Source organism: Streptomyces pseudoechinosporeus (assembly GCF_054783935.1).
In genome coordinates, this window is sequence record NZ_BAAGPS010000007.1 from 114,589 (window position 1) to 133,080 (window position 18,492).

Sequence of the window (18,492 nt, forward strand, 5' to 3'; positions counted from 1 at the left end):
ACGTCACTTCACGTCGCTCATGCTTTTGCCGACATCGGCGAGGGTGAGGGGCTTGGGGTAGTCGCCCTTCAACTTGTAGGCGGGCGCATCGCACCGGTAGGCGCCCTCATTGGGCTTGAAGTCGGCGGGCTCCCAGCCCTTGGACGTGGCCTTCTCGATGTTGAAGCAGTTGAGCGGGGCGTCCTCCGCGGTCAGGTCGACCGGGGCCAGCAGGCCGCCGCCTGTCCACGCGGACTCTTTGCGAGCCTCCTCGTAGACGCACGTGCGGGTGAGGTCGTCGCCGCAGCTCTTCGCCGACTTGGCGAACAGCAGCCAGGCGGCGAAGCCGCGCACCGCGGGGAGGGTGACCTGTGCCTTGGGGGCGTACTTCTTGAAGAGGTCGATGACCTGCTGGGTCGCGGGGTTGTCGGAAGCCTTCTCCAGCGGATGCACCCCACCCAGGTCGGCCAGGTTGTTCTGGAAGTCCAGGGAATTGCCCGCGAGTTGGAGGAAGGCCGGGCCGTAGGCATTGTTGTTGGCGTCAATCCAGTCGAGCTTGTAGTTGATGCTGGTCAGCACCTGTTCGAGCTTGGCGAGGCTGACGAAGTCCCCGAGGAACACCAGGCCCTTGACGCCCTTGCTCTTGATGGCCTGCGCGTAGGGCGTCCAGTCGGACACGCCCTGGGTCGGGTAGAGGTCGTTGTAGGTGATCTTCGCCCCGGCGGCCTTGAGGCTCTCCTCGGCCCGAGCGTTGATGACCTTACTGACCGGGGCGTCGCCCGCGATGGTGCCGACGGCGTCGGCCGACTCCGGGTAGGCCTCCTTGAGCAGCCACTGGTAGTAGCCCGGATAGCGGTCGTAGGACGCACCGCCCGTCGAGTGGACCTGAAGGTCCGAGCCCTGGTTCTCGACCTGGCTCACCTGGGCGGGGAAATCGGGCAGCAGACAGTTCAGCCGGTCCTTGACGCCGAGGGCGTCCAGGGCCGCGCCGCCGCCGACGAGCGCGAAGTCCTCCTTGCAGGCCTCGAGCATCCGTTGGCGGACCTCCATCAGCTTGGAGTCCCGGGTGGTGGCGACGAGTTCGCGGCCGTTGACACCGCCGACCTCGTTGCACCAGGAGGTGAACACCTTCGCGGCGTCCACGAACTCGGACTTCTTGGTGAAGCCCACGTCGGAGAAGACCCCGGCCTTGATCTCGTCGGCGGTGACGCCCTGGGCGGGCGAGCTCTTCGCATCGCCGGGTCCGCAGACGTCCTTCAGATCGCCGAAGTCACCCGACGCCGCCTGCTCCGCGGCCTGGGTGGGGGTGCCCTCGCCTTCGGGCTCGGCGGGGTCGTCGTGGCCGCCGCAACCGGCGACGGCGAGCAGTGTGGCCGCCAGCAGGGCGGCGGGGAATGCCTGGACTCTCACGGGGTTGCCTCCTAGGTGCCGTCCCCGAATAGCTGGTAGGTCCCAGCGGGCGCGCGTTACTTCTCCGCCACGCCGAAGGTCTTGAGCTCGAGGAACTCCTCCAGCCCCGCCACACCCATCTCCCGGCCGATGCCGGACTGCTTGAAGCCGCCGAACGGAGCGTCGGGGCCGAAGAACAGCCCCCCGTTGATGCTGAAGCTGCCGCTGCGGATCCGCCGCGCGACGGCGATCGCCCGTTCGTCGTCGCCACCGATCACGGCGCCGGACAGCCCGTACACCGAGTCGTTGGCGATACGGACGGCGTCGTCCTCGTCGTCGTACGGGATGACGGTCAGCACCGGTCCGAAGATCTCCTCCTGGGCGATCTCGGAGCCCGGGTCGACGCCGGCGAGCAGCGTCGGCTCGTAGAAGAAGCCCTCGCGCTCAGCGGGCCGGCCACCGGTCACCAGCCGGGCCCCGTCGGCGACGGCCCGCTCGACCAGACCGTGCACCTTGGACCGCTGCCGTTCGCTGATCAGGGGTCCCATGTGGGTGGCCGGGTCGCCAGGATCGCCGTAGCTGACCCGGCCGAGCATGGCCGCCACCAGTTGCACCATCTCGTCGTGCCGCTCGCGCGGGACCAGGAGCCGCGAAGTGATCCCGCAGCCCTGGCCCGCGTGGGTGCAGACGGTGAACGCGGCCATCATCGCGGCCTGGTTGAAGTCGGCGTCGTCCAGCACGAGCATCGCCGACTTGCCGCCGAGCTCCAGGAACACCTTCTTCAGCGTGGCCGAGGCGGACGCCATGATCGCTCTGCCGACCGGGGTCGACCCGGTGAAGGAGATCATGTCGATGTCGGGGTGGGCGGTGAGCAGTCCGCCGGTCTCGGGTCCCGACGAGGTGAGTATGTTGACAACGCCCGCGGGGATGTCGGTCTCCTCGGCGATGATCCGGCCGAGGGCCAGCGTCGTCCACGGGGTGTCGGGCGCTCCCTTGAGGACGACGGTGCATCCGGCGGCCAGCGCGGGGGCGAGTTTGGCGAGGGCCAGCTGGTTGGGGAAGTTGTACGGGAGGATGGCCGCGACGACGCCCGCCGCCTCCTTCTCCACCCACCGGCGGTGCCGCCGTCCGCGGCTCTCCTGGGTGGGGAGTTCCTCGCGGAACTCGTAGCGTTCGAGGAGGTCGGCGTACCACTTGACCAGCTCGATCGGATCGTCCAGCTGCGACCCGTGGGTCAGTGAGCGCGGCGCGCCCACCTCCGCGATGGTCAGGTCCCGCAACTCCTCGCGATGCTTCAGCAGCGCCTCGTACAGCTGGCGCAGGCAGCGCAGCCGCAGGTCTCGGTCGCGCATCCAGTCGGTGGTGTCGAACGCCCGGCGGGCGGCGGCGACCGCCGCCTCGGCATGGCCGGTCTCCGCGTCGGACGCCGTCCCCAGCACCTTCCCGGTGGACGGATCGACGGTCTCGAAGCTGCGGCCGGCGCGGACGAGCTCTCCGTCGATCAACAGCCGGTCCTCATGGAAAAGACTCACGGTTCCCCATCTCTTCCGGTGTCACAGGGCCCTGGTTGCCACGGTCCTGCCTGTGGTGGAAAGTAGCTTCTCGCCAGAAGAGAAGCAACCATCCGCACAGGAGAATTAGGCATTCACACGAGAGTGGGAGGAATCATGCCCGGTCAACGCAGGAGCACCAAGATCGCCATGAGCGACGACGAGCGGGACACCTTCCTGCGCTCGCAGCCGATCTGCCGGGTCGCGACCGTCGGTCCGAATGGGCATCCGCACGCCAGCGCGCTCTGGTTCGTCTGGGACGGCACGGCACTGTGGCTCAACTCGCTGACGCGCAGCCAGAGGTGGACGGACCTCGACCGCGATCCCCGGCTCAGCGTGATCGTCGACGACGGCGGTCCCGACTTCCTGCGGCTGCGCGGCGTGGAGCTGCTGGGCAGCGCCCGGGTCGTCGGAGAAGTACCACGCAAGGGCGAGCCGCTGGACGAACTCGCTACCCCCGAGCGCCTCTTCGCGGACAAGTACACGGGTGGCGGCGACTTCCGGTACGACGGCCGGCACGCATGGCTGCGCCTTCGGCCGGAGAAGATCGTCAGCTGGGACTTCGGCAAGCTGCGTGCCTGATGGTTGACGCGACGGCACAACCGGTGAAAATCTGAAGCACACTATCAGAGAATGTCATTCTCACCGCTACGACAAGGGAGTCACGGCATGACCCCGCGCCTGCCCCCGCTGCCGGACGACCAATGGGACGACCGGACGCGCGCCGCGCTGGTCTCCATGCTCCCCAGGAGACTGCGCAACGCGCAGGGCGCCGGGAACGCGATGGCCACGCTGGTCCGCCACCCCGACCTGACCGAGGCCTTCCTCCCCTTCAGTACGTACGTCCTGTTCGGCTCGACGCTGCCGCCCCGGCTGCGCGAACTGGCGACGCTGCGGGTGGCCAGGCGGAGGGACTGCTCGTACGAATGGGCCAGCCACCTGGTGCTGGCGCGGCAGGCCGGTCTGACGGAGGACGAGATCGAAGCGGCGGGCCGGGGCAAGGCGGCCGATCCGCTGGACAGCGCGGTCCTCGACGCCGTCGACGAACTCGAGGACCACTCCTGCGTGTCGGACCGCACCTGGGAGGCGCTCGGCGAGCACCTCGACGAACGCCAGCGGATGGACCTGGTGTTCACGGTGGGCGCGTACGCCGTGCTGGCCATGGCCTTCAAGACGTTCGGCGTGCAACCCGACGACGACGAGCGGCCCTTGCCGGAAAGGAGCGGTCATGACCACTGACGACCTCGTGGAGATCCAGCAACTCCTCGCCCGGTACGCGGTGACCATCACCCAGGGCGACATGGACGGGCTGCTCGCGGTCTTCACCCCCGACGGCAGCTACAGCGCCTTCGGCGACACCTATCCCCTCGCGGACTTTCCGGCGCTGGTCGCGGCGGCCCCCAAGGGACTGTTCCTCACCGGGACGCCCGTCATCGAACCGTCCGGCGACGACACCGCGACCGGCACCCAGCCGCTGTGCTTCATCGACCACGCCACGCACGACATGCGGCTCGGCTACTACAACGACACCTACATGCGCACCGCGGACGGCTGGCGGCTGCGGACGCGGGCCATGACGTTCATCCGCCGCAGCGGGGCACACGACTCGGGCCGGCCGCACGCGTTCGAACGCCCCGCCGTATGAAGGCCGAGGCGTACGGGACCGTGGCGGAGTTCCGCTCCGCCCTACGGGCCTGGCTCGCGGATCACGACCTCTCCCCCGGCCCCGACCACTCGTTCGACGCGCAGGTGGCGCAGCTGGGCCGGGTACGCCGCGCTCTGTTCGACGCCGGTTGGATGCGTTACGGCTGGCCCGCCGAGGTACGAGGGCTCGGCGGACCGGCCGTGTTCCGGGCGGTCCTCGGCGAGGAGGTCGCCACGCGCGGGCTTGCCGAGCCCGGCATCTACTCGATGGTCGAGGTGCTGGCCCCGACGATGATCTCGTACGCCCCTCCCCAACTGGCCGCGGACATGGTGCCGTTGCTGCTCAGCGGGCGGGAACAGTGGTGCCAGGGCTTCTCCGAGCCCGGCTCGGGCAGCGACCTCGCCTCCCTGACCACCCGGGCGGAACCGCACGGCGACGGCACTTGGGTGGTCAACGGCCAGAAGGTCTGGACGAGCCTCGCCCAGTTCGCGGCCCGCTGCGTCCTGCTCACCCGCACCGCGCCCGGCCACGACGGCATCACCGCCTTCTTCGTCGACATGGACACCCCTGGCATCACCGTCCGGCCGCTGCGCACGATGCACGGCGTCGACGAGTTCGCCGAGGTGTTCTTCGACGACGTCCTCGTCCCCGCCGACCGGATGCTCGGCCGCCCCGGGGACGGCTGGCGCCTGGCGATGGACCTGCTCCCGTACGAGCGCTCCACCTGCTTCTGGCACCGGATCGCCCATCTGTACACGCGGCTCGACCGACTGCTCGAGGAGACGGCCGAGCCGGACGACGCGGCCCTCGGCGCCGCCTACCTGGCCCTGCACACCGTCCGCTGCCGCTCACACGCGACGCAGCGGCGGCTGGCGGACGGAGCCCGGCTCGGGCCGGAGACCTCGGTCGACAAGGTGCTGCTGGCCACGGCGGAGCAGCAACTCTTCGACACCGCACGGGACTTGCTGCCCGGAGTGCTGGAGCTGAGCGAGTCGCCATGGCGGTCGGAGTACTTGTACGCGCGGGCGGCGACCATCTACGGCGGCACCGCGGAGATCCAGCGCAACATCATCGCCCGCCGACTGCTCGATCTGGGGAGGGAGTGACCGTGGACGCCGCGGAACGGGAGCTGCTCGCCGAGACCCTCCGCAAGACGATGACGGCGGCCTCGGGCCCGGCCCTGGACGCGGCACTGACCGGGCTCGGCTGGCACGAGCTGCTGGCCGAGTTCCCCGACGTGGCGGTCCCGACCGTCTTCCGACTGCTCGGCGAGACCGGCGCGCATGCCCCGCTGCTGAACGACGTGGTGCTGCACGCGGCGGGGCGATCCGTCGGCGGTGCGCCGGAGTTGCCGTACGCGGGCGGCTCGTGGGTGGTGTGGGAGCGGGGTGGCGGCGGTTCGGGCACGGTGCTGGACGGCGACCTGCCTCTGCGCCCCATCTCCGAGGGGGAGCCGCTGCCGCTCGATGCCGGCCGCCGGGCACTCGGCTGGTGGCTGGTCGGCACTGGGCGGGCCATGCTGTCGCTCGCCCGGACGCACGCCCTGGACCGAGTGCAATTCGGCCGCCCGCTCGCCTCGTTCCAGGCCGTACGCCACCGGCTCGCGGAGACCCTGGTCGCCCTGGAGGGCGCCGAGGCCACCCTCGCGGTCGCCGCCGATCCCCTCGGCTCGCTGCTGGCCAAGGCGGCGGCCGGGCGGGCGGCGCTGACGGCTGCCCGCCACTGCCAGCAGGTGCTCGGCGGGATCGGCTTCACCGCCGAGCATCCGCTGCACCGGCACGTCCGGCGCGCCCTCGTGCTGGACGGACTGCTCGGCAGCGCCCGGGAGTTGACGCGCGAGGCCGGGGCCGTCCTGCGGGCGGAGGGCTCGGCGCCACGGCTCGTGCAGCTGTGACCTGAGTGGGGCTTAGCGCAGCTTCTCCTTCATCTCGTCCAGCTTCGCCAGGATCGGATACCCGCTGACGCTCAACGCGTTGCCGTGCCCCGTCTGGTGGACGTCGAACACCGACTGGATCGCGGCGTAGAAGCCCTGTGTGTCCAGGGTCTGGTTGACGGCCCGCTTGGCCTGGCGCAGCCCGAACGCCGGCATCTTCGCGATCCGTTCGGCCAGTTCACGCGTTTCGGCGTCCAACTGATCGCGCGGCACCACCCGGTTGACCATGCCCACCCGCTCGGCCTCCTCCGCGGTGAGCGGGCGCCCGGTGAACAGGATCTCCTTCGCCTTGCGGGCCCCCAACTCCCAGGTGTGCCCGTGGTATTCGACGCCGCCGATGCCCATCGTGACGACGGGGTCGGAGAACAGGGCGTCCTCGGCCGCCACGATCAGGTCGCACGGCCAGCACAGCATCAGTCCGCCCGCGATGCAGCGCCCCTGGACGGCGGCGATGGACGGCTTGGGCACGTTCCGCCAGCGCAGGGTGTACTCAAGATAACGGCGGTTCTCCGCCCGGTAGATCCACTCCAGGGTGATCTCGTTCGGGGCGGGCCAGCGGTCCTTGAGGTCGTGCCCGGCGGAGAAGTGTTTGCCCTCGGCGCGTAGCACGATCACCTTCACGTCCTCGTCCTCGGCGGCCCGCGTCCAGGCGGCGTCGAGTTCGTCGAGGAGGGCCATGTTCTGGGCGTTGGCGACCTCGGGGCGGTTCAGGGTGAGGGTCGCGATGTGGTCCTTCACCGCATACAGGATGTGCACGAACGTCTCCTCAGCGTCGGGGCAGACCGAGCACGCGCTCGGCGATGATCGTGCGCTGGATCTCGGACGTACCGCCGGCGATGGTGCCGCCGAAGCTGCGCGCGTAGCGGTTGAACCAGCTGGCGGAGTCGTCGTCGAAACTCATGTGGCAGTACGGCGCGGTGGTCGCCGGATAGGCGAGCCCGTCAGGACCGGCGGCTTCAAGAACCCGCTCAAGGGCCCGCTGCGAGCCCTCCGAGCCGAGCACCTTCAGTACCGACAGGGCGGGTACGTCCTGTTCGCCGCGGGCGGCGCGGGCCAGGGCGGCCGAACCGAGCAGGCGCAGCGCCTGCAGGTCCATGACGAGGGTGGCGTACCAGTCCTTCTCCAGCGGGCCGGACGGGCGGAAGTCCCGTACGACGAGGCCCATCCGTTCGGCCTCGCCCAGCCACATCAGGGTGCGCTCGTGGCCGAGGGAGCCGTTCGCGACCCGCCAGCCCTGGTTGAGGGGGCCGACGAGGTTCTCGGCGGGGACGCGGACGTCCTCGAAGTAGACCTCGTTGAAGTCCTTGTCCTCGGCAGCGGTGTACGAGGCGAAGGGGCGGCGGGTGACTCCGGGGGTGTCGGTGGGGATCAGCAGCACGCTGATGCCCTTGTGCTTGGGGGCCTCGGGGTCGGTGCGGACGAAGGTGAGCAGGACGTCGGCGTCGTGGGCGCCGGAGGTCCACACCTTCTGCCCGTTGACGGTGAAGTGGTCGCCGTCCAGGACGGCGCGGGTGCGCAGGGAGGCGAGGTCGGAGCCGGCGCCGGGTTCGCTCATGCCGAGGGCGGCGGTGATCTCGGCGCGCAGGATGGGCACGGCCCAGCGGTGCTTCTGCTCCTCGGTGCCGAAGGAGAGCAGGGAGGCGGCGATGATGCCGACGCCCTGGGGGTTGAAGCTGTGGCAGATGCGGCGCCGGGACAGCTCCTCCAGGTGTACGTACTGCTGGATGACGCCCGCGTTGCGTCCGCCGAACTCCGGTGGGTTGCCCGGCAGCAGCCAGCCCTCGTCGAACTGGAGGCGCTGCCACCGCCTGGCCCACTCGGGGATGTGCCCGGTGGAGCGGGACCGCTCGGTTGCCTCCGCCTCGGTGGGCAGGTTGGCCTCCAGGAACGCCGCGAACTCGGCGCGGAAGGACTCGACGTCGTCGTCAAAGGTCAGTCGCATGGCACTCCTCGGCTATCAGCGCCCGGTGCTCGGCGGCGCCGCCCAGCATCAGCTCGCCCGCCTTCGCCCGCTTGATCGCGAACTGCAGGTCGTTCTCCCAGGTGTGCCCCATCGCCCCGAACAGCTGCACCCCGTTACGGAACACCAGGGCCTGGCACTCGCCCGCCGCCGCCTTGGCCATGGACGCGGCCGGCCGACGCCGCGGGGCGTCCTCGGCGATCGTCAGCGCCGCGAAGTAGGCCAGGGCGCGGGCACGTTCGACGGCCACGTGCATGTCGGCGGCCTTGTGCTGCACGGCCTGGAACGAGCCGATGGGGGCGCCGAACTGATGCCGGGTGCGGACGTGGTCGAGCACCATCTCGAGGGCGCGGCGGCAGGCGCCGACCATCGTCAGGGCCATGCCCGTGAGGGCGAGGTGACGGGCGCGTTCCGGGTCGGCGGCGGTACGGGCCCGGTCGGTCACCCGTACCCGCGGGAAGGACACCTCGGCGATGTGCAGGACAGGGTCGAAGACGGGGGTGCGTACGGCGGTCACCTCGTCGGCGGATACGACGAAGACGCCTTCGTCGGTCACGACGGCCAGCCGGTCGGCCCGGTCGCCGTCCAGAACGTGGCGGGCGGTGCCCTCCAGCACCCAGCCGCCGTCCTCGGGACGGGCGGTGACGCCCGTGTGTACGGCCGTGCCGGACTGCCCCGGTTCAGCGAACTCCGGTGCGAGGGGCACGAATTGGGTCATCGTCGCCAGGTAGGGCGTCGGGTCGGTGGCCCGGCCCAGCTCCTCCAGGACGATGGCCAGCTCGACCGTGTCGGCGGGGTCGGTCAGTTCGGTCCAGCCCAGGTCGACGTAGACGCGCCACAGCGGAGCCGGATCGGCGCCGTCGTCCACGATCCTGCGGACCAGCGTCGGCGGGCACTCCTTGAGGACCGCCTTGTGCACGGTGTCCTGCCACAGCCGTTGCTCGGCGTCGAACTCAAACAGCATCGGAGCCTCCATGGACGAAGAGCCCGATCCCGCGGTCGGTCTGGAAGTCCCACGCCATGAACGGCCTCCCTGCCGGTGTCCCGGTACGCCACGGTGAGCGAGAATAACATTCTCTCTATTGGGAATTAAGAGTCTCCCCCATGCCCTCCGAGGTGTCCAGCCTTGCCACAGGCGCCTTGTCGCTGCACTGCAGTAATGTTCTCCGCATGGCAGCAGAGAAGGCGGACCGACCCGTGAGCACCCCCACCGAAGAACCGGCCTGGAAGCAACGCGCGGTCGAGCGTTCCACCCAAGCGGCGAAGCGTCGGGCCGAGCAACGGGTGGAGCGGTTCCTCGACGCGGCGCAGTCGATCATGGCGGAGAAGGGCACCACGGACTTCACCGTGCAGGAGGTCGTCGACCGGTCCCGGCAGTCGCTGCGCAGCTTCTACCAGCACTTCGACGGCAAGCACGAACTGCTGCTCGCGCTGTTCGAGGACGCCCTGAGCAAGTCGGCCGATGAGCTGCGGATCGCCACGGCCGAGCACACCGCCCCGCTGGACAAGCTCAAGGTCGTCATCCAGGCCCTGTTCGAAACCTCGCGGCCCGATCCGTCCGGCGCGCAGCGCCCGCTGTTCACCGACTTCGCCCTGCGCCTGCTGGTCTCGCACCCCGCCGAGATGCGGGTCGCGAGCACCCCGCTCCTCGGCCTCTTCACCGAGCTGATGACGGAGCTCGAGGACGCCGGCCTGCTGAACCCGGGCTTCAAGCCCCGCCGCGTGGCCGCGCTGACCATGCAGACCGTCATGTTCAACGCCCAGTCCAGCGGCCAGGAGGGCACCCACCCGATCACCGCGGACGAGATCTGGGACTTCTGCGCGAAGGGGTTCACCGTCGACTAACCCACCCACCACACGGGCGAGAACACCATTCTCAGATAGGGAAATATCCCTTACCATCTCAGGCATGCCGCTTGCCTTGAGTGAACTCTGGGACGACCTGCTCGCCTGTCTCGACCTGCGTACGCCCGCGGGAAGCACGGAGTACGAGGGGCCCAACCAGCGCCTGGGCTACCACCGGCTGTTCGGTGGGCAGCTCCTGGCCCAGTCCGTCCGCGCTGCGCGGCTCGTCTGCCCGGACAAGACCGTCAAGTCCCTGCACGCCCTGTTCCCGCGGGCGGGCCAGGTCGACGAACCCGTGCGGTACGAGGTGCAGCGCCACCACGAGGGCGGCTCCTTCGCCACGCTGACGGTCGTCGCCCGGCAGACGAAGGGGGTCGTGGCGACCATCTCGGTGTCCCTGCACACCTCGGAGGACGGCCCCGCCCACCAGGCCACCACGGCGATCCCCGCCCTCCCGGGGCCGGAGCACCGCGTGGAGCTGCGCCTGCTCCCCTGGGAGACCCGGACCACAGCCGACCTCGACTCCCCCACCGCCGGCCCTCCCGGACTCGACCTCTGGATGCGCACCCCGTCGACCGACACGGAACTGGCGCCCGCCCTCACGGCGTACGCCACCGACCTGACCCTCATCGGCACGGCGCTGCGCCCGCTCGAGGGGATCAGCCAGCGGGATGCCGGGACAGCGTTCACCTCCGCCGTCACCTCGCACACGGTGTGGTTCCACCGGCCCTTCCGCGCCGACGACTGGCTGCTGCTGCGCCAGCACAGCCCGATCCTCGCCCACGGCCGCAGCTTCGGCCGGGGCGATGTGTTCACCGAGGACGGCACCCTGGTCGCGTCCTACGCCCAGGAGGCCCTGCTGCGGCTTGCACAGGGGACGCGATGAGCGTCACCGGCCGGCCGCACCGCGTCGTCCAGTGGGCCACCGGCACCATCGGCACCCGCTCACTGCGCGCCGTCATCGAGCACCCGCACCTGACCCTGGCCGGGGTCCACGTGCACACGCCGGACAAGGCCGGGCTGGACGCGGGCGAGTTGTGCGGGCTGGGCGCCACGGGCGTCACCGCCACCCGGGACGTCGAGCAGATCGTGAGTCTGGGTGCGGACTGCGTGCTGTACATGCCGCTCGTGTGCGACGTCGACGAGGTGTGCAGGCTCCTGGAGTCGGGCGCGAACGTCGTGACCACGCGTGGCGAGTTCCACCATCCGGGGAGCATGGATCCCGTCGTACGCAAGCGAGTTGAAGCCGCCTGCGAACGCGGCGGTACCTCGCTCCACAGCACGGGCAGCAGCCCCGGCTTCATCACCGAGGCCGTGCCGCTCGTGCTGACGTCGATCGCGCGGCGGGTCGACGGGCTGACCATCGACGAGTTCGCCGACCTCTCCCAACGCCCCTCGCCGGACCTGCTGTTCGGCGTGATGGGTTACGGGGTCGCACCCGGCGAGTTCGACGAAGGCCGCCTCTCGCGGGCACGTACCAGCTTCGGCCCGTCGCTGCGGCTGATCGCCGAGGCCCTCGGGAATCCGCTCGACTCCCTGGAGGCGAGCGGGGAGGTCGCGACCGCCCGCCACCGGGTCGGCATCGCCGCCGGCACGCTGGAGCCGGGCACAGTGGCTGCCCAGCGCCTCACGGTGTCCGGGATGCGCGCGGGCCGCCCGCTGCTGCGCTTCCGCGCGACGTGGTACTGCACCACCGACCTCGAACCGGCCTGGGACCTGCGGGACACCGGCTGGCACCTCACGGTCGACGGCGACGCGCCGCTGGACGTCGGCATGCGGCTGCCGGTGCCGCTCGACCGGATGGCCGTGGTGTCACCGTCGTACACGGCGAACCGCGCGGTCAACGCCGTGCCGTTCGTCTGCGCGGCGGCTCCCGGGATCCGGACGACCCTCGACCTGCCGCAGATCACAGCGACGCTGGGGTGAACCCGCCTACGGCGCGGGCACCTCGACGACCATCGCCGAACCCATCCCGCCGCCCGCGCACATCGACGCGACGCCGATTCCACCACCGCGGCGGCGCAGTTCGTGGACGAGTGTGACCAGCATGCGCGCCCCGGTGGCGGCGACGGGATGGCCGAGGGAGCAGCCGCTGCCGTTGACGTTGACCCGGTCCGGGTCGAGGTCCAGGAGCCGGACGGCGGCGACGGCCACGGAGGCGAAGGCCTCGTTGATCTCGAACAGGTCGACGTCCGCGGTCGAAAAGCCCGCGCGGGCCAGCGCCTTGGGGATCGCCTTCACCGGCGCCAGCCCGGTCTCCGCGGGGTCGACGCCGACGGACGCCCAGGACCGTACGGTGGCCAGGACGGGCAGCCCCTCGCCGGCCGCCGCGCTGTCGCTCGCGACGACCAGGGCGGCCGCGCCGTCGTTGCCGCCGCAGGCGTTGCCCGCGGTGATGCTGAATCCCTCGATCTCCGGGTGCAGCGGCTTGAGCGCGGCCAGTTTCTCCAAGGACGTGTCGCGGCGCGGGTGTTCGTCGACGGCGAACCGCCCGTGCACGGTCTCGACCGGGACTATCTCGGCGTCGAAGCGACCCTCGTCGATGGCCCGTACGGCGCCCCGGTGCGAGCGCAGCGCCCAGGCGTCCATCTCCTCGCGGGTGATGCCCGTCCGTTGGGCGACGTTCCAGCCGATGGTGATCGACATGTCGGTGTTGGGGGCGTCCGGCCGGTCGGGATGAGTGGGCGGCGTCCAGGGCTCGACCCACTCCCCGTCGATCCGGAAGCGTGATTTCGGCGCCGTGGAGGCCGAGTTGACGCCTCCGGCGATGACGAGGTCGTCCATGCCGGCGCGGATGCTCGCGGCCCCGCCCGCCACTGCGGCGAGGCCCGCGGCGCAGTGCCGGTTGAGGGCCTGTCCGGGGACGGAGGTGAGTCCGGCGGTCAGCGCCGCGTGCCGGGCCAGGACGCCGCCGCCGTAGAGGCCCTCGCCGAGGATCACGTCGTCGACGTGGTCCGGGTCGAGCCCCTTCGCCGCAGCGCCGACGATGTGGTGGGCCAGGTCGAAGGCCGTGGTGTCGCGCAGGGTCCCCTTGAAGGCGGTGCCGACGGGGGTGCGCAGGGCGGAGACGATGACTGCCTCGGGCATGGGCGGCTCTCCAACTCGGCCGGTCGGACAGGGATTACACCGTGAAGCGAGAATGCTACTCTCTCAAAATTAGAACGATACTCGCAAGAGTGAGAGAGGGGGCTCGGATGCGGATCGATGGCAACTCCGCCATCGTGGTCGGCGGGACGGGCGGTCTGGGCGAGGCGACGGTGCGCCGGCTGCACGCGGCGGGAGCGGCGGTGGTCGTCGCGGACCTCGCCGACGACAAGGGCAGGGCTCTGGAGAAGGAGCTGGGCGTCCGTTACGTACGGACCGATGCCACCGACGAGGACGACGTCCGTACGGCCATCGTCGAGGCCGAGTCTCTCGCCCCGCTGCGGATCTCGGTGGACGCGCACGGCGGACCCGCGAGCGGCGGACGGCTCGTCGGCCGGGACGGTGAACCCCTGGACCTCGCCGGGTTCCGGCAGACCGTCGACATCTACCTGACCGGGGTGTTCAACGTGATGCGTCTGGCCGCCGCCGCCATGGCCCGCCAGGAGCCGGTGGACGAGGAGGGGAGCCGGGGCGTCATCGTCAACACCGCGTCGATCGCGGCGTACGAGGGCCAGATCGGTCAGCTTCCCTACGCCGCCGCCAAGGGCGGGGTGGTCGGCATGACCCTGGTGGCCGCACGCGACCTGTCCCCGCTCGGCATCCGGGTCGTCACGATCGCGCCCGGTACGTTCCTGACCCCCGCCTACGGCAAGGCGGGCGATCAGTTGGAGGCGTACTGGGGGCCTCAAGTCCCGCACCCCCGGCGCATGGGCCGGTCTCCCGAGTACGCCGCCCTCGTCCAGCACGTCTGCGAGAACGACTACCTCAACGGCGAGGTCATCCGCCTGGACGGGGCCCTGCGGTTCCCGCCCAAGTGAGCCCGCGGTTGCCTCAGGCGTCCCCGCCGGTGAGGCGTTCGACGATGGCGCGGAAGTCCTCGGTCTGGAAGGACTGTTCCTCGGCGGTGGTGGCGTAGTCGAGGGTGGCGAGGACCGCCCGTTCCAGATGCATGTTGAGGACCCGTTTGGTGCTCTCGACGGCCTGCCGGGGCAGTCCCGCGATTCGTTTCGCGCACGCCATGGCCTCGGCGAGCGGGTCGGCCACCACGTGATTGGCCAGCCCCATCGTCACGGCCCGCTCCGCGGGGATGCGGGCGCCTGTGAGGGCGTACTCCTTGGCCAGGAGCAGGCTGGTGTGCAGCGGCCAGGTGAGCGGGCCGCCGTCGGCGGCGACCAGGCCGACCTGGACGTGGGGGTCAGCGAGGTAGGCGGACTCGGCCATGTGGACGACGTCGCTGAGGGCGACCAGGCTGCAACCGAGGCCTACGGCAGGGCCGTTGACGGCCGCGACGACGGGTACGCGGCAGCGGACCATGCCGAGGACGATCTCCCGGCCGTGGGCGATGGTGCGGGAACGCAGGTCGGCGTCACGCCTGATCTCGTCGAGGTAGGTGAAGTCGCCGCCCGCCGAGAACGCCTTGCCCGCGCCGGTGAGTACGGCGGCCCGGGCGTCGCGGTCCTCGCTCAGCCTCGGCCACAGGTGGGCCAGTCCGGTGTGCAGCGGGTCGTTGACCGCGTTGAGTACGTCGGGCCGGTTGAGGGTGATGATCCGCAGCGGGCCGTCCGCGCGGACGTCGATCTCCTCCGGCATGCCGTACATACGTTGTCCATCCGTCACGTCAGGCTCCCAAGTCCGAGGATTCGCGAGGCGATGATGTTCTTCTGGATCTGCGAGGTGCCGCCCATGACGCTCTGTGCGCGGCTGTAGAGGTAGGCGTTCAGCAGCTCGGGGTCGCGGGTGCCGCCGACCGCGAGGGCCGCGTGTCCGACCGTCTGTTCCGTCCAGGTCATGAGCAACTTGTCCGGCGACCCCTCGGGGCCGTGCGAGACGCCGTCGAGCTGTTCGGACAGCCGTCGCCGTACGTGCAGGCGCAGCATCTCGGTCTCGACCACGGCCCAGGCGAGTTCCGGCGGTGGTGTGGCCCCCTTCGTCCCCTTCACCTGGGCTGCCAACTCGCGCACCAGCTTGCCGTATCGGGCCGAGAAGCCCAGCGTCGCCGGTTCACGCTCGTGTCCTACGACCGTCATGGCCAGCGCCCAGCCCTCCCCCGGCGCCCCCACCATCTGGTCCGCGGGGACCCTCGCGCCGTCGAAGAGGAGCTGGCCGAACTCCCTCGTGACCCCGTTCATCATCTTCAACGGCCGCTGCTCCACGCCCGGTTGGTCCATCGAGATCACGAAGGCCGAGAGGCCGCGGTGGCGGGGTGCGTCCGGGTCGGTGCGGGCCAGCAGCAGGCACCAGTCGGCCACGTCGGAGTAGCTGGTCCAGATCTTGTGGCCGTGCACGACGTACGTGTCCCCGTCGCGGGTGGCCGTGGTCGTCAGGGATGCGAGGTCGGAGCCTGCGCCGGGTTCGCTGAAGCCCTGGCACCAGCGTTCGGTGCCGTCGATCATGCCGGGGAAGAAGCGGTGCCGCAGCTCCTCGCTGCCGTGCCGGCCGAGGCCCTGGACCAGGTAGCCGAGGCTGGGGCGGGGCGGGGCGCCCGCGCGGGCCAGCTCCTCGTCGAGGATGACGTCGTAGACGGGCGGCAGTTCGTGTCCGCCGTACTCCTTGGGCCAGGACAGGCCGAAGAACCCGGCCGCGTGCAGCGCCCGGTGCCATGCGCCCTGCCGGGCCCAGTACTCGTCGCCCGAGGTCGGGAACGTCCCGGCCCGCTCGGCGAGCCAGTCCCGCAACCGCTGCCGGAACGCGGCCTCCTCCGGCGCGTCACAAAAGTCCACAGTCGATCTCCTCCAGACGTACGGGGAACAGGTCGGCGGAGGTGAGGGCCCGGCGCAGATGGACGTGGGCGAGGCACTCCCAGGTGTTGCCGATGCCGCCGTGCACCTGCACGGCCGTCTCGCAGACGGTGCGGGCGGCGCGGGCGCAGTACAGCTTGGCGATGCGGGCGGCGTGGAGGGCCTCGGGGACGGGAAGTTCGTCGACGGCCCAGGCCGCGTGGCGCAGGACGCTCACCGAGCCCTCGATCAGGGCCAGGCCTTCGGCAAGCAGGTGGGCGACGGCCTGGTAGGTGCCGATCGGCCGGCCGTACTGTTCGCGGATCTTGGCGTAGTCGCAGGCGAGCGTGTGCGCGCCGCGGGCCGTGCCCACGAGGTCGGCGCAGGTGGCGACCAGGGCCAACGCCCGCCAGCGGGCGGCGGCTTCGCCGGGCAGGGTGCCCAACGGCTCCAGCGGGCCGCGTAGTTCGGCATCGCGTCTGGTCAGGTCGGGGCCGGGGACCAGAGGGCCGGTCTCGGCGGCGAGGATCCGGTCGCCCTCGAGGGCGAGTGCCTGTCGCATGCCTCGGGCGTCTCGTGCGACTCCGTCCACCGCGACCGTCGCCGACGGGAACTCCCGGCGCAGGTCGTCGGCGAGTACGGGCCCGAGGAGCGGGACGTCGACGAGCCTTCGCCCGAACTCCTCCACGACCAGGGCGACTTCGACGCCGGACGCCCCGTCGGAGCGAAGCGTTCGCCAGCCGGTCGTCTCCACCGCCTTCTCCAGGCGCGCGATCCGGTCGGCGTCGTCCAGGTCGAGGACCGAGCCGGGTCCGAGGTCGGCCGCCAACCGGGCGGCGGCGTCGCGCAGTTGGCGCTGCTCAGCGGTCAGACGTACGTCCATGGCCCTCCTCGGGGACGAGCTCGGCAAGGACCTGCTCCTTGAGTACGCGGCGCAGGACTTTCCCGGACGGCAGACGGGGGATCTCGCTCACGAACTCCACGCGGCTCGGCCGCTTGTAGGAGGCCAGCCGTTCGCCGACCAGCGCGATGAGCTCGGCGGCTTCAACTGGACGGCTCGCCCGGACGGCGGCGACGACCGTCTCCCCGTCGGCCGGGTCGGGGATGCCGAACACCGCGCAGTCGGCGACCGCCGGATGGCCGTGCAGCACGGCCTCGACCTCGGCGGGCGCGACCTGGAACGCCCGCACCTTGATCATCTCCTTGGAACGGTCGGTGAGCCGCAGCCAGCCGTCCGCGTCCACGCTGCCGACGTCGCCGGTCCGGTACCAGCCGTCGTGGAAGGCATCCGCCGTCGCCTCGGCCGGCAGATAGCCGGCCATCAGGGATTCCGAGCGCACCTCGATCTCCCCGGTCCCGCCCGGCCCGACCTCCGCTCCGGTGTCCAGCGACACCACGCGCACACTCACCCCCGGCACGGGACGCCCCGGTGTGTCCAGGCGGGCTCCGTCCAGCGGGTTGCAGGCGATGACGGGCAGTTCACTGGCCCCGTAGGCGGGCACCCAGCCGACACCCGTGCGCCGGGTGACGGTCTCGGCGACGCTCGGCGTCACGGGCGTCGCGCCCCACATGATGAAGCGGAGCGAGGAGAGGTCGTACGACTCGAGCTTCGGGTGGGAGGCGAGGGCGAGCGCGATCGGGGCGACGGCCATCTCGATGGTGACGCGGTCGAGTTCGATGTGGTGCAGCACCCGGTCCAGGTCGAAGCGGCGGTGCAGGCGCAGCCAGGCGCCCGCCTCCAGGGCCGTGACGATGTTGAGCAGGCCCAGGATGTGCGAGGGCGGGGTGGCGATCTGGATCCGGTCCCGCGAGGTGAGTTGAAGTGCCTCGCGCCAGTGCCGTACGGCGGCGGCGAGCGAGGCATGGGTGTGCCGGACGGCCTTCGGCATGCCGGTCGTACCCGAGCTGAACACCAGCACGGCATCGGACGCCGGGTCCGGCTGTCCGAAGGACTTCGGGTCCGGCTGTCCGGACGTCCCGCTCCCCGGCGTGATCGGCTCCTCCAGGTGCAGCATCGGCATCAGCTCCGCCAGCACCGCTTGGTCGCCGACCGCATGGGCCGGCTCGGTGACCGTGAGGGCGTGCTCGACCTCGCCCCGTTTCCACGCCGGGCTGAGCAGTACGACCGCCGCGCCCAACCGCCACACGGCCCGCACCGCGACCACGAACTCGGGCCGGTTGGACGACATGAGCGCCACCCGCTCCCCCGCCCGTACCCCCCGCCGTGCCAGCGTCCCGGCCAGCCCGTCCGCGAGGGCGTCCAGTTCGGCCAGGCTGTACTCCCGGTCCTCGAAGACCAGGGCGGCCCGCCCGCTCATCTCTTGTCCCCA

General features: G+C 70.9%; 19 protein-coding genes. 9 read left to right on the forward strand and 10 right to left on the reverse strand.

What is annotated here, in order from left to right; all coding sequences use genetic code 11:
- Positions 1 to 3: 3 nt before the first annotated feature.
- Together ACYVO6_RS10715 and ACYVO6_RS10720 are read right to left on the reverse strand one after the other, a co-directional pair.
- A complete protein-coding gene (locus ACYVO6_RS10715; protein ID WP_461059746.1) occupies positions 4 to 1,389 on the reverse strand; it encodes an ABC transporter substrate-binding protein in 1,386 nt (461 codons plus the stop codon).
- A 56-nt stretch (positions 1,390 to 1,445) separates the two neighbouring features.
- Positions 1,446 to 2,900 carry an aldehyde dehydrogenase family protein gene (locus ACYVO6_RS10720; protein WP_461059747.1) on the reverse strand — a complete coding sequence of 485 codons (1,455 nt, stop codon included), beginning with the start codon at positions 2,898 to 2,900 and terminating at the stop codon, positions 1,446 to 1,448.
- A gap of 135 nt (positions 2,901 to 3,035) precedes the next feature.
- On the opposite strand from ACYVO6_RS10720, the gene ACYVO6_RS10725 reads away from it, so the two are divergent.
- The 5 genes from ACYVO6_RS10725 (at position 3,036) to ACYVO6_RS10745 (ending at position 6,457) form a co-directional block, all read left to right on the forward strand.
- Entirely contained in the window at positions 3,036 to 3,500 is a 465-nt protein-coding gene (locus ACYVO6_RS10725; protein WP_461059749.1) for a pyridoxamine 5'-phosphate oxidase family protein, read from the forward strand.
- Positions 3,501 to 3,587: 87 nt separating this feature from the next.
- On the forward strand, positions 3,588 to 4,157 hold the full coding sequence (locus tag ACYVO6_RS10730) for a carboxymuconolactone decarboxylase family protein (protein ID WP_461059751.1): 570 nt from the start codon (positions 3,588 to 3,590) through the stop codon (positions 4,155 to 4,157).
- A complete protein-coding gene (locus tag ACYVO6_RS10735) occupies positions 4,147 to 4,563 on the forward strand; it encodes a nuclear transport factor 2 family protein (RefSeq protein ID WP_461059753.1) in 417 nt (138 codons plus the stop codon). The genes ACYVO6_RS10730 and ACYVO6_RS10735 overlap by 11 nt, the downstream gene beginning before the upstream one ends.
- Positions 4,560 to 5,669: an acyl-CoA dehydrogenase family protein gene (locus tag ACYVO6_RS10740; protein ID WP_461059755.1), complete on the forward strand. Its 1,110-nt coding sequence runs from the start codon at positions 4,560 to 4,562 to the stop codon at positions 5,667 to 5,669. Before ACYVO6_RS10735 ends, ACYVO6_RS10740 begins: the two co-directional genes overlap by 4 nt.
- 2 nt (positions 5,670 to 5,671) lie before the next feature.
- Positions 5,672 to 6,457 carry an acyl-CoA dehydrogenase family protein gene (locus tag ACYVO6_RS10745; RefSeq protein WP_461059757.1) on the forward strand — a complete coding sequence of 262 codons (786 nt, stop codon included), beginning with the start codon at positions 5,672 to 5,674 and terminating at the stop codon, positions 6,455 to 6,457.
- A gap of 12 nt (positions 6,458 to 6,469) precedes the next feature.
- On the opposite strand, the gene ACYVO6_RS10750 is transcribed toward ACYVO6_RS10745, so the two are convergent.
- Genes ACYVO6_RS10750 through ACYVO6_RS10760 form a run of 3 tightly spaced genes read right to left on the reverse strand, consistent with a single transcriptional unit; the run spans position 6,470 to position 9,420 of the window.
- Positions 6,470 to 7,252 (reverse strand): enoyl-CoA hydratase, encoded by a 783-nt coding sequence (locus ACYVO6_RS10750; protein ID WP_461059759.1) that lies wholly within the window; start codon positions 7,250 to 7,252, stop codon positions 6,470 to 6,472.
- A gap of 10 nt (positions 7,253 to 7,262) precedes the next feature.
- Positions 7,263 to 8,438, reverse strand: coding sequence for an acyl-CoA dehydrogenase family protein (locus tag ACYVO6_RS10755; protein WP_461059761.1), 1,176 nt, complete (start codon positions 8,436 to 8,438; stop codon positions 7,263 to 7,265).
- The gene (locus ACYVO6_RS10760) at positions 8,422 to 9,420 is read right to left on the reverse strand and encodes an acyl-CoA dehydrogenase family protein (RefSeq protein ID WP_461059763.1); all 999 of its coding nucleotides are present in this window, start codon (positions 9,418 to 9,420) and stop codon (positions 8,422 to 8,424) included. Before ACYVO6_RS10760 ends, ACYVO6_RS10755 begins: the two co-directional genes overlap by 17 nt.
- Positions 9,421 to 9,626: 206 nt before the next feature.
- Between ACYVO6_RS10760 and ACYVO6_RS10765 the strand changes: the two genes are divergently transcribed.
- From ACYVO6_RS10765 to ACYVO6_RS10775, 3 genes are all read left to right on the forward strand, one after another.
- On the forward strand, positions 9,627 to 10,301 hold the full coding sequence (locus tag ACYVO6_RS10765; protein ID WP_461059765.1) for a TetR/AcrR family transcriptional regulator: 675 nt from the start codon (positions 9,627 to 9,629) through the stop codon (positions 10,299 to 10,301).
- A 64-nt stretch (positions 10,302 to 10,365) separates the two neighbouring features.
- Positions 10,366 to 11,187 carry an acyl-CoA thioesterase gene (locus tag ACYVO6_RS10770; protein WP_461059767.1) on the forward strand — a complete coding sequence of 274 codons (822 nt, stop codon included), beginning with the start codon at positions 10,366 to 10,368 and terminating at the stop codon, positions 11,185 to 11,187.
- Positions 11,184 to 12,227, forward strand: coding sequence for an NAD(P)H-dependent amine dehydrogenase family protein (locus ACYVO6_RS10775; RefSeq protein ID WP_461059769.1), 1,044 nt, complete (start codon positions 11,184 to 11,186; stop codon positions 12,225 to 12,227). The genes ACYVO6_RS10770 and ACYVO6_RS10775 overlap by 4 nt, the downstream gene beginning before the upstream one ends.
- Positions 12,228 to 12,233: 6 nt before the next feature.
- Here ACYVO6_RS10775 and ACYVO6_RS10780 read toward each other — a convergent pair whose 3' ends face one another.
- Positions 12,234 to 13,388 carry a thiolase family protein gene (locus ACYVO6_RS10780; protein WP_461059771.1) on the reverse strand — a complete coding sequence of 385 codons (1,155 nt, stop codon included), beginning with the start codon at positions 13,386 to 13,388 and terminating at the stop codon, positions 12,234 to 12,236.
- A gap of 107 nt (positions 13,389 to 13,495) precedes the next feature.
- Here ACYVO6_RS10780 and ACYVO6_RS10785 point away from each other — a divergent pair, with 107 nt between their 5' ends.
- A complete protein-coding gene (locus tag ACYVO6_RS10785) occupies positions 13,496 to 14,263 on the forward strand; it encodes an SDR family NAD(P)-dependent oxidoreductase (RefSeq protein WP_461059773.1) in 768 nt (255 codons plus the stop codon).
- 13 nt (positions 14,264 to 14,276) lie between these two features.
- Here the strand turns inward: ACYVO6_RS10785 and ACYVO6_RS10790 are convergent, their stop codons facing one another.
- Genes ACYVO6_RS10790 through ACYVO6_RS10805 form a run of 4 tightly spaced genes read right to left on the reverse strand, consistent with a single transcriptional unit; the run spans position 14,277 to position 18,480 of the window.
- Entirely contained in the window at positions 14,277 to 15,062 is a 786-nt protein-coding gene (locus tag ACYVO6_RS10790) for an enoyl-CoA hydratase/isomerase family protein (RefSeq protein ID WP_461059775.1), read from the reverse strand.
- Positions 15,059 to 16,165 (reverse strand): acyl-CoA dehydrogenase family protein, encoded by a 1,107-nt coding sequence (locus tag ACYVO6_RS10795; protein WP_461059777.1) that lies wholly within the window; start codon positions 16,163 to 16,165, stop codon positions 15,059 to 15,061. Before ACYVO6_RS10795 ends, ACYVO6_RS10790 begins: the two co-directional genes overlap by 4 nt.
- On the reverse strand, positions 16,152 to 17,045 hold the full coding sequence (locus ACYVO6_RS10800) for an acyl-CoA dehydrogenase family protein (protein ID WP_461059779.1): 894 nt from the start codon (positions 17,043 to 17,045) through the stop codon (positions 16,152 to 16,154). Before ACYVO6_RS10800 ends, ACYVO6_RS10795 begins: the two co-directional genes overlap by 14 nt.
- On the reverse strand, positions 17,023 to 18,480 hold the full coding sequence (locus tag ACYVO6_RS10805) for a class I adenylate-forming enzyme family protein (RefSeq protein ID WP_461059781.1): 1,458 nt from the start codon (positions 18,478 to 18,480) through the stop codon (positions 17,023 to 17,025). The genes ACYVO6_RS10800 and ACYVO6_RS10805 overlap by 23 nt, the downstream gene beginning before the upstream one ends.
- Between the last annotated feature and the right edge of the window lie 12 nt (positions 18,481 to 18,492).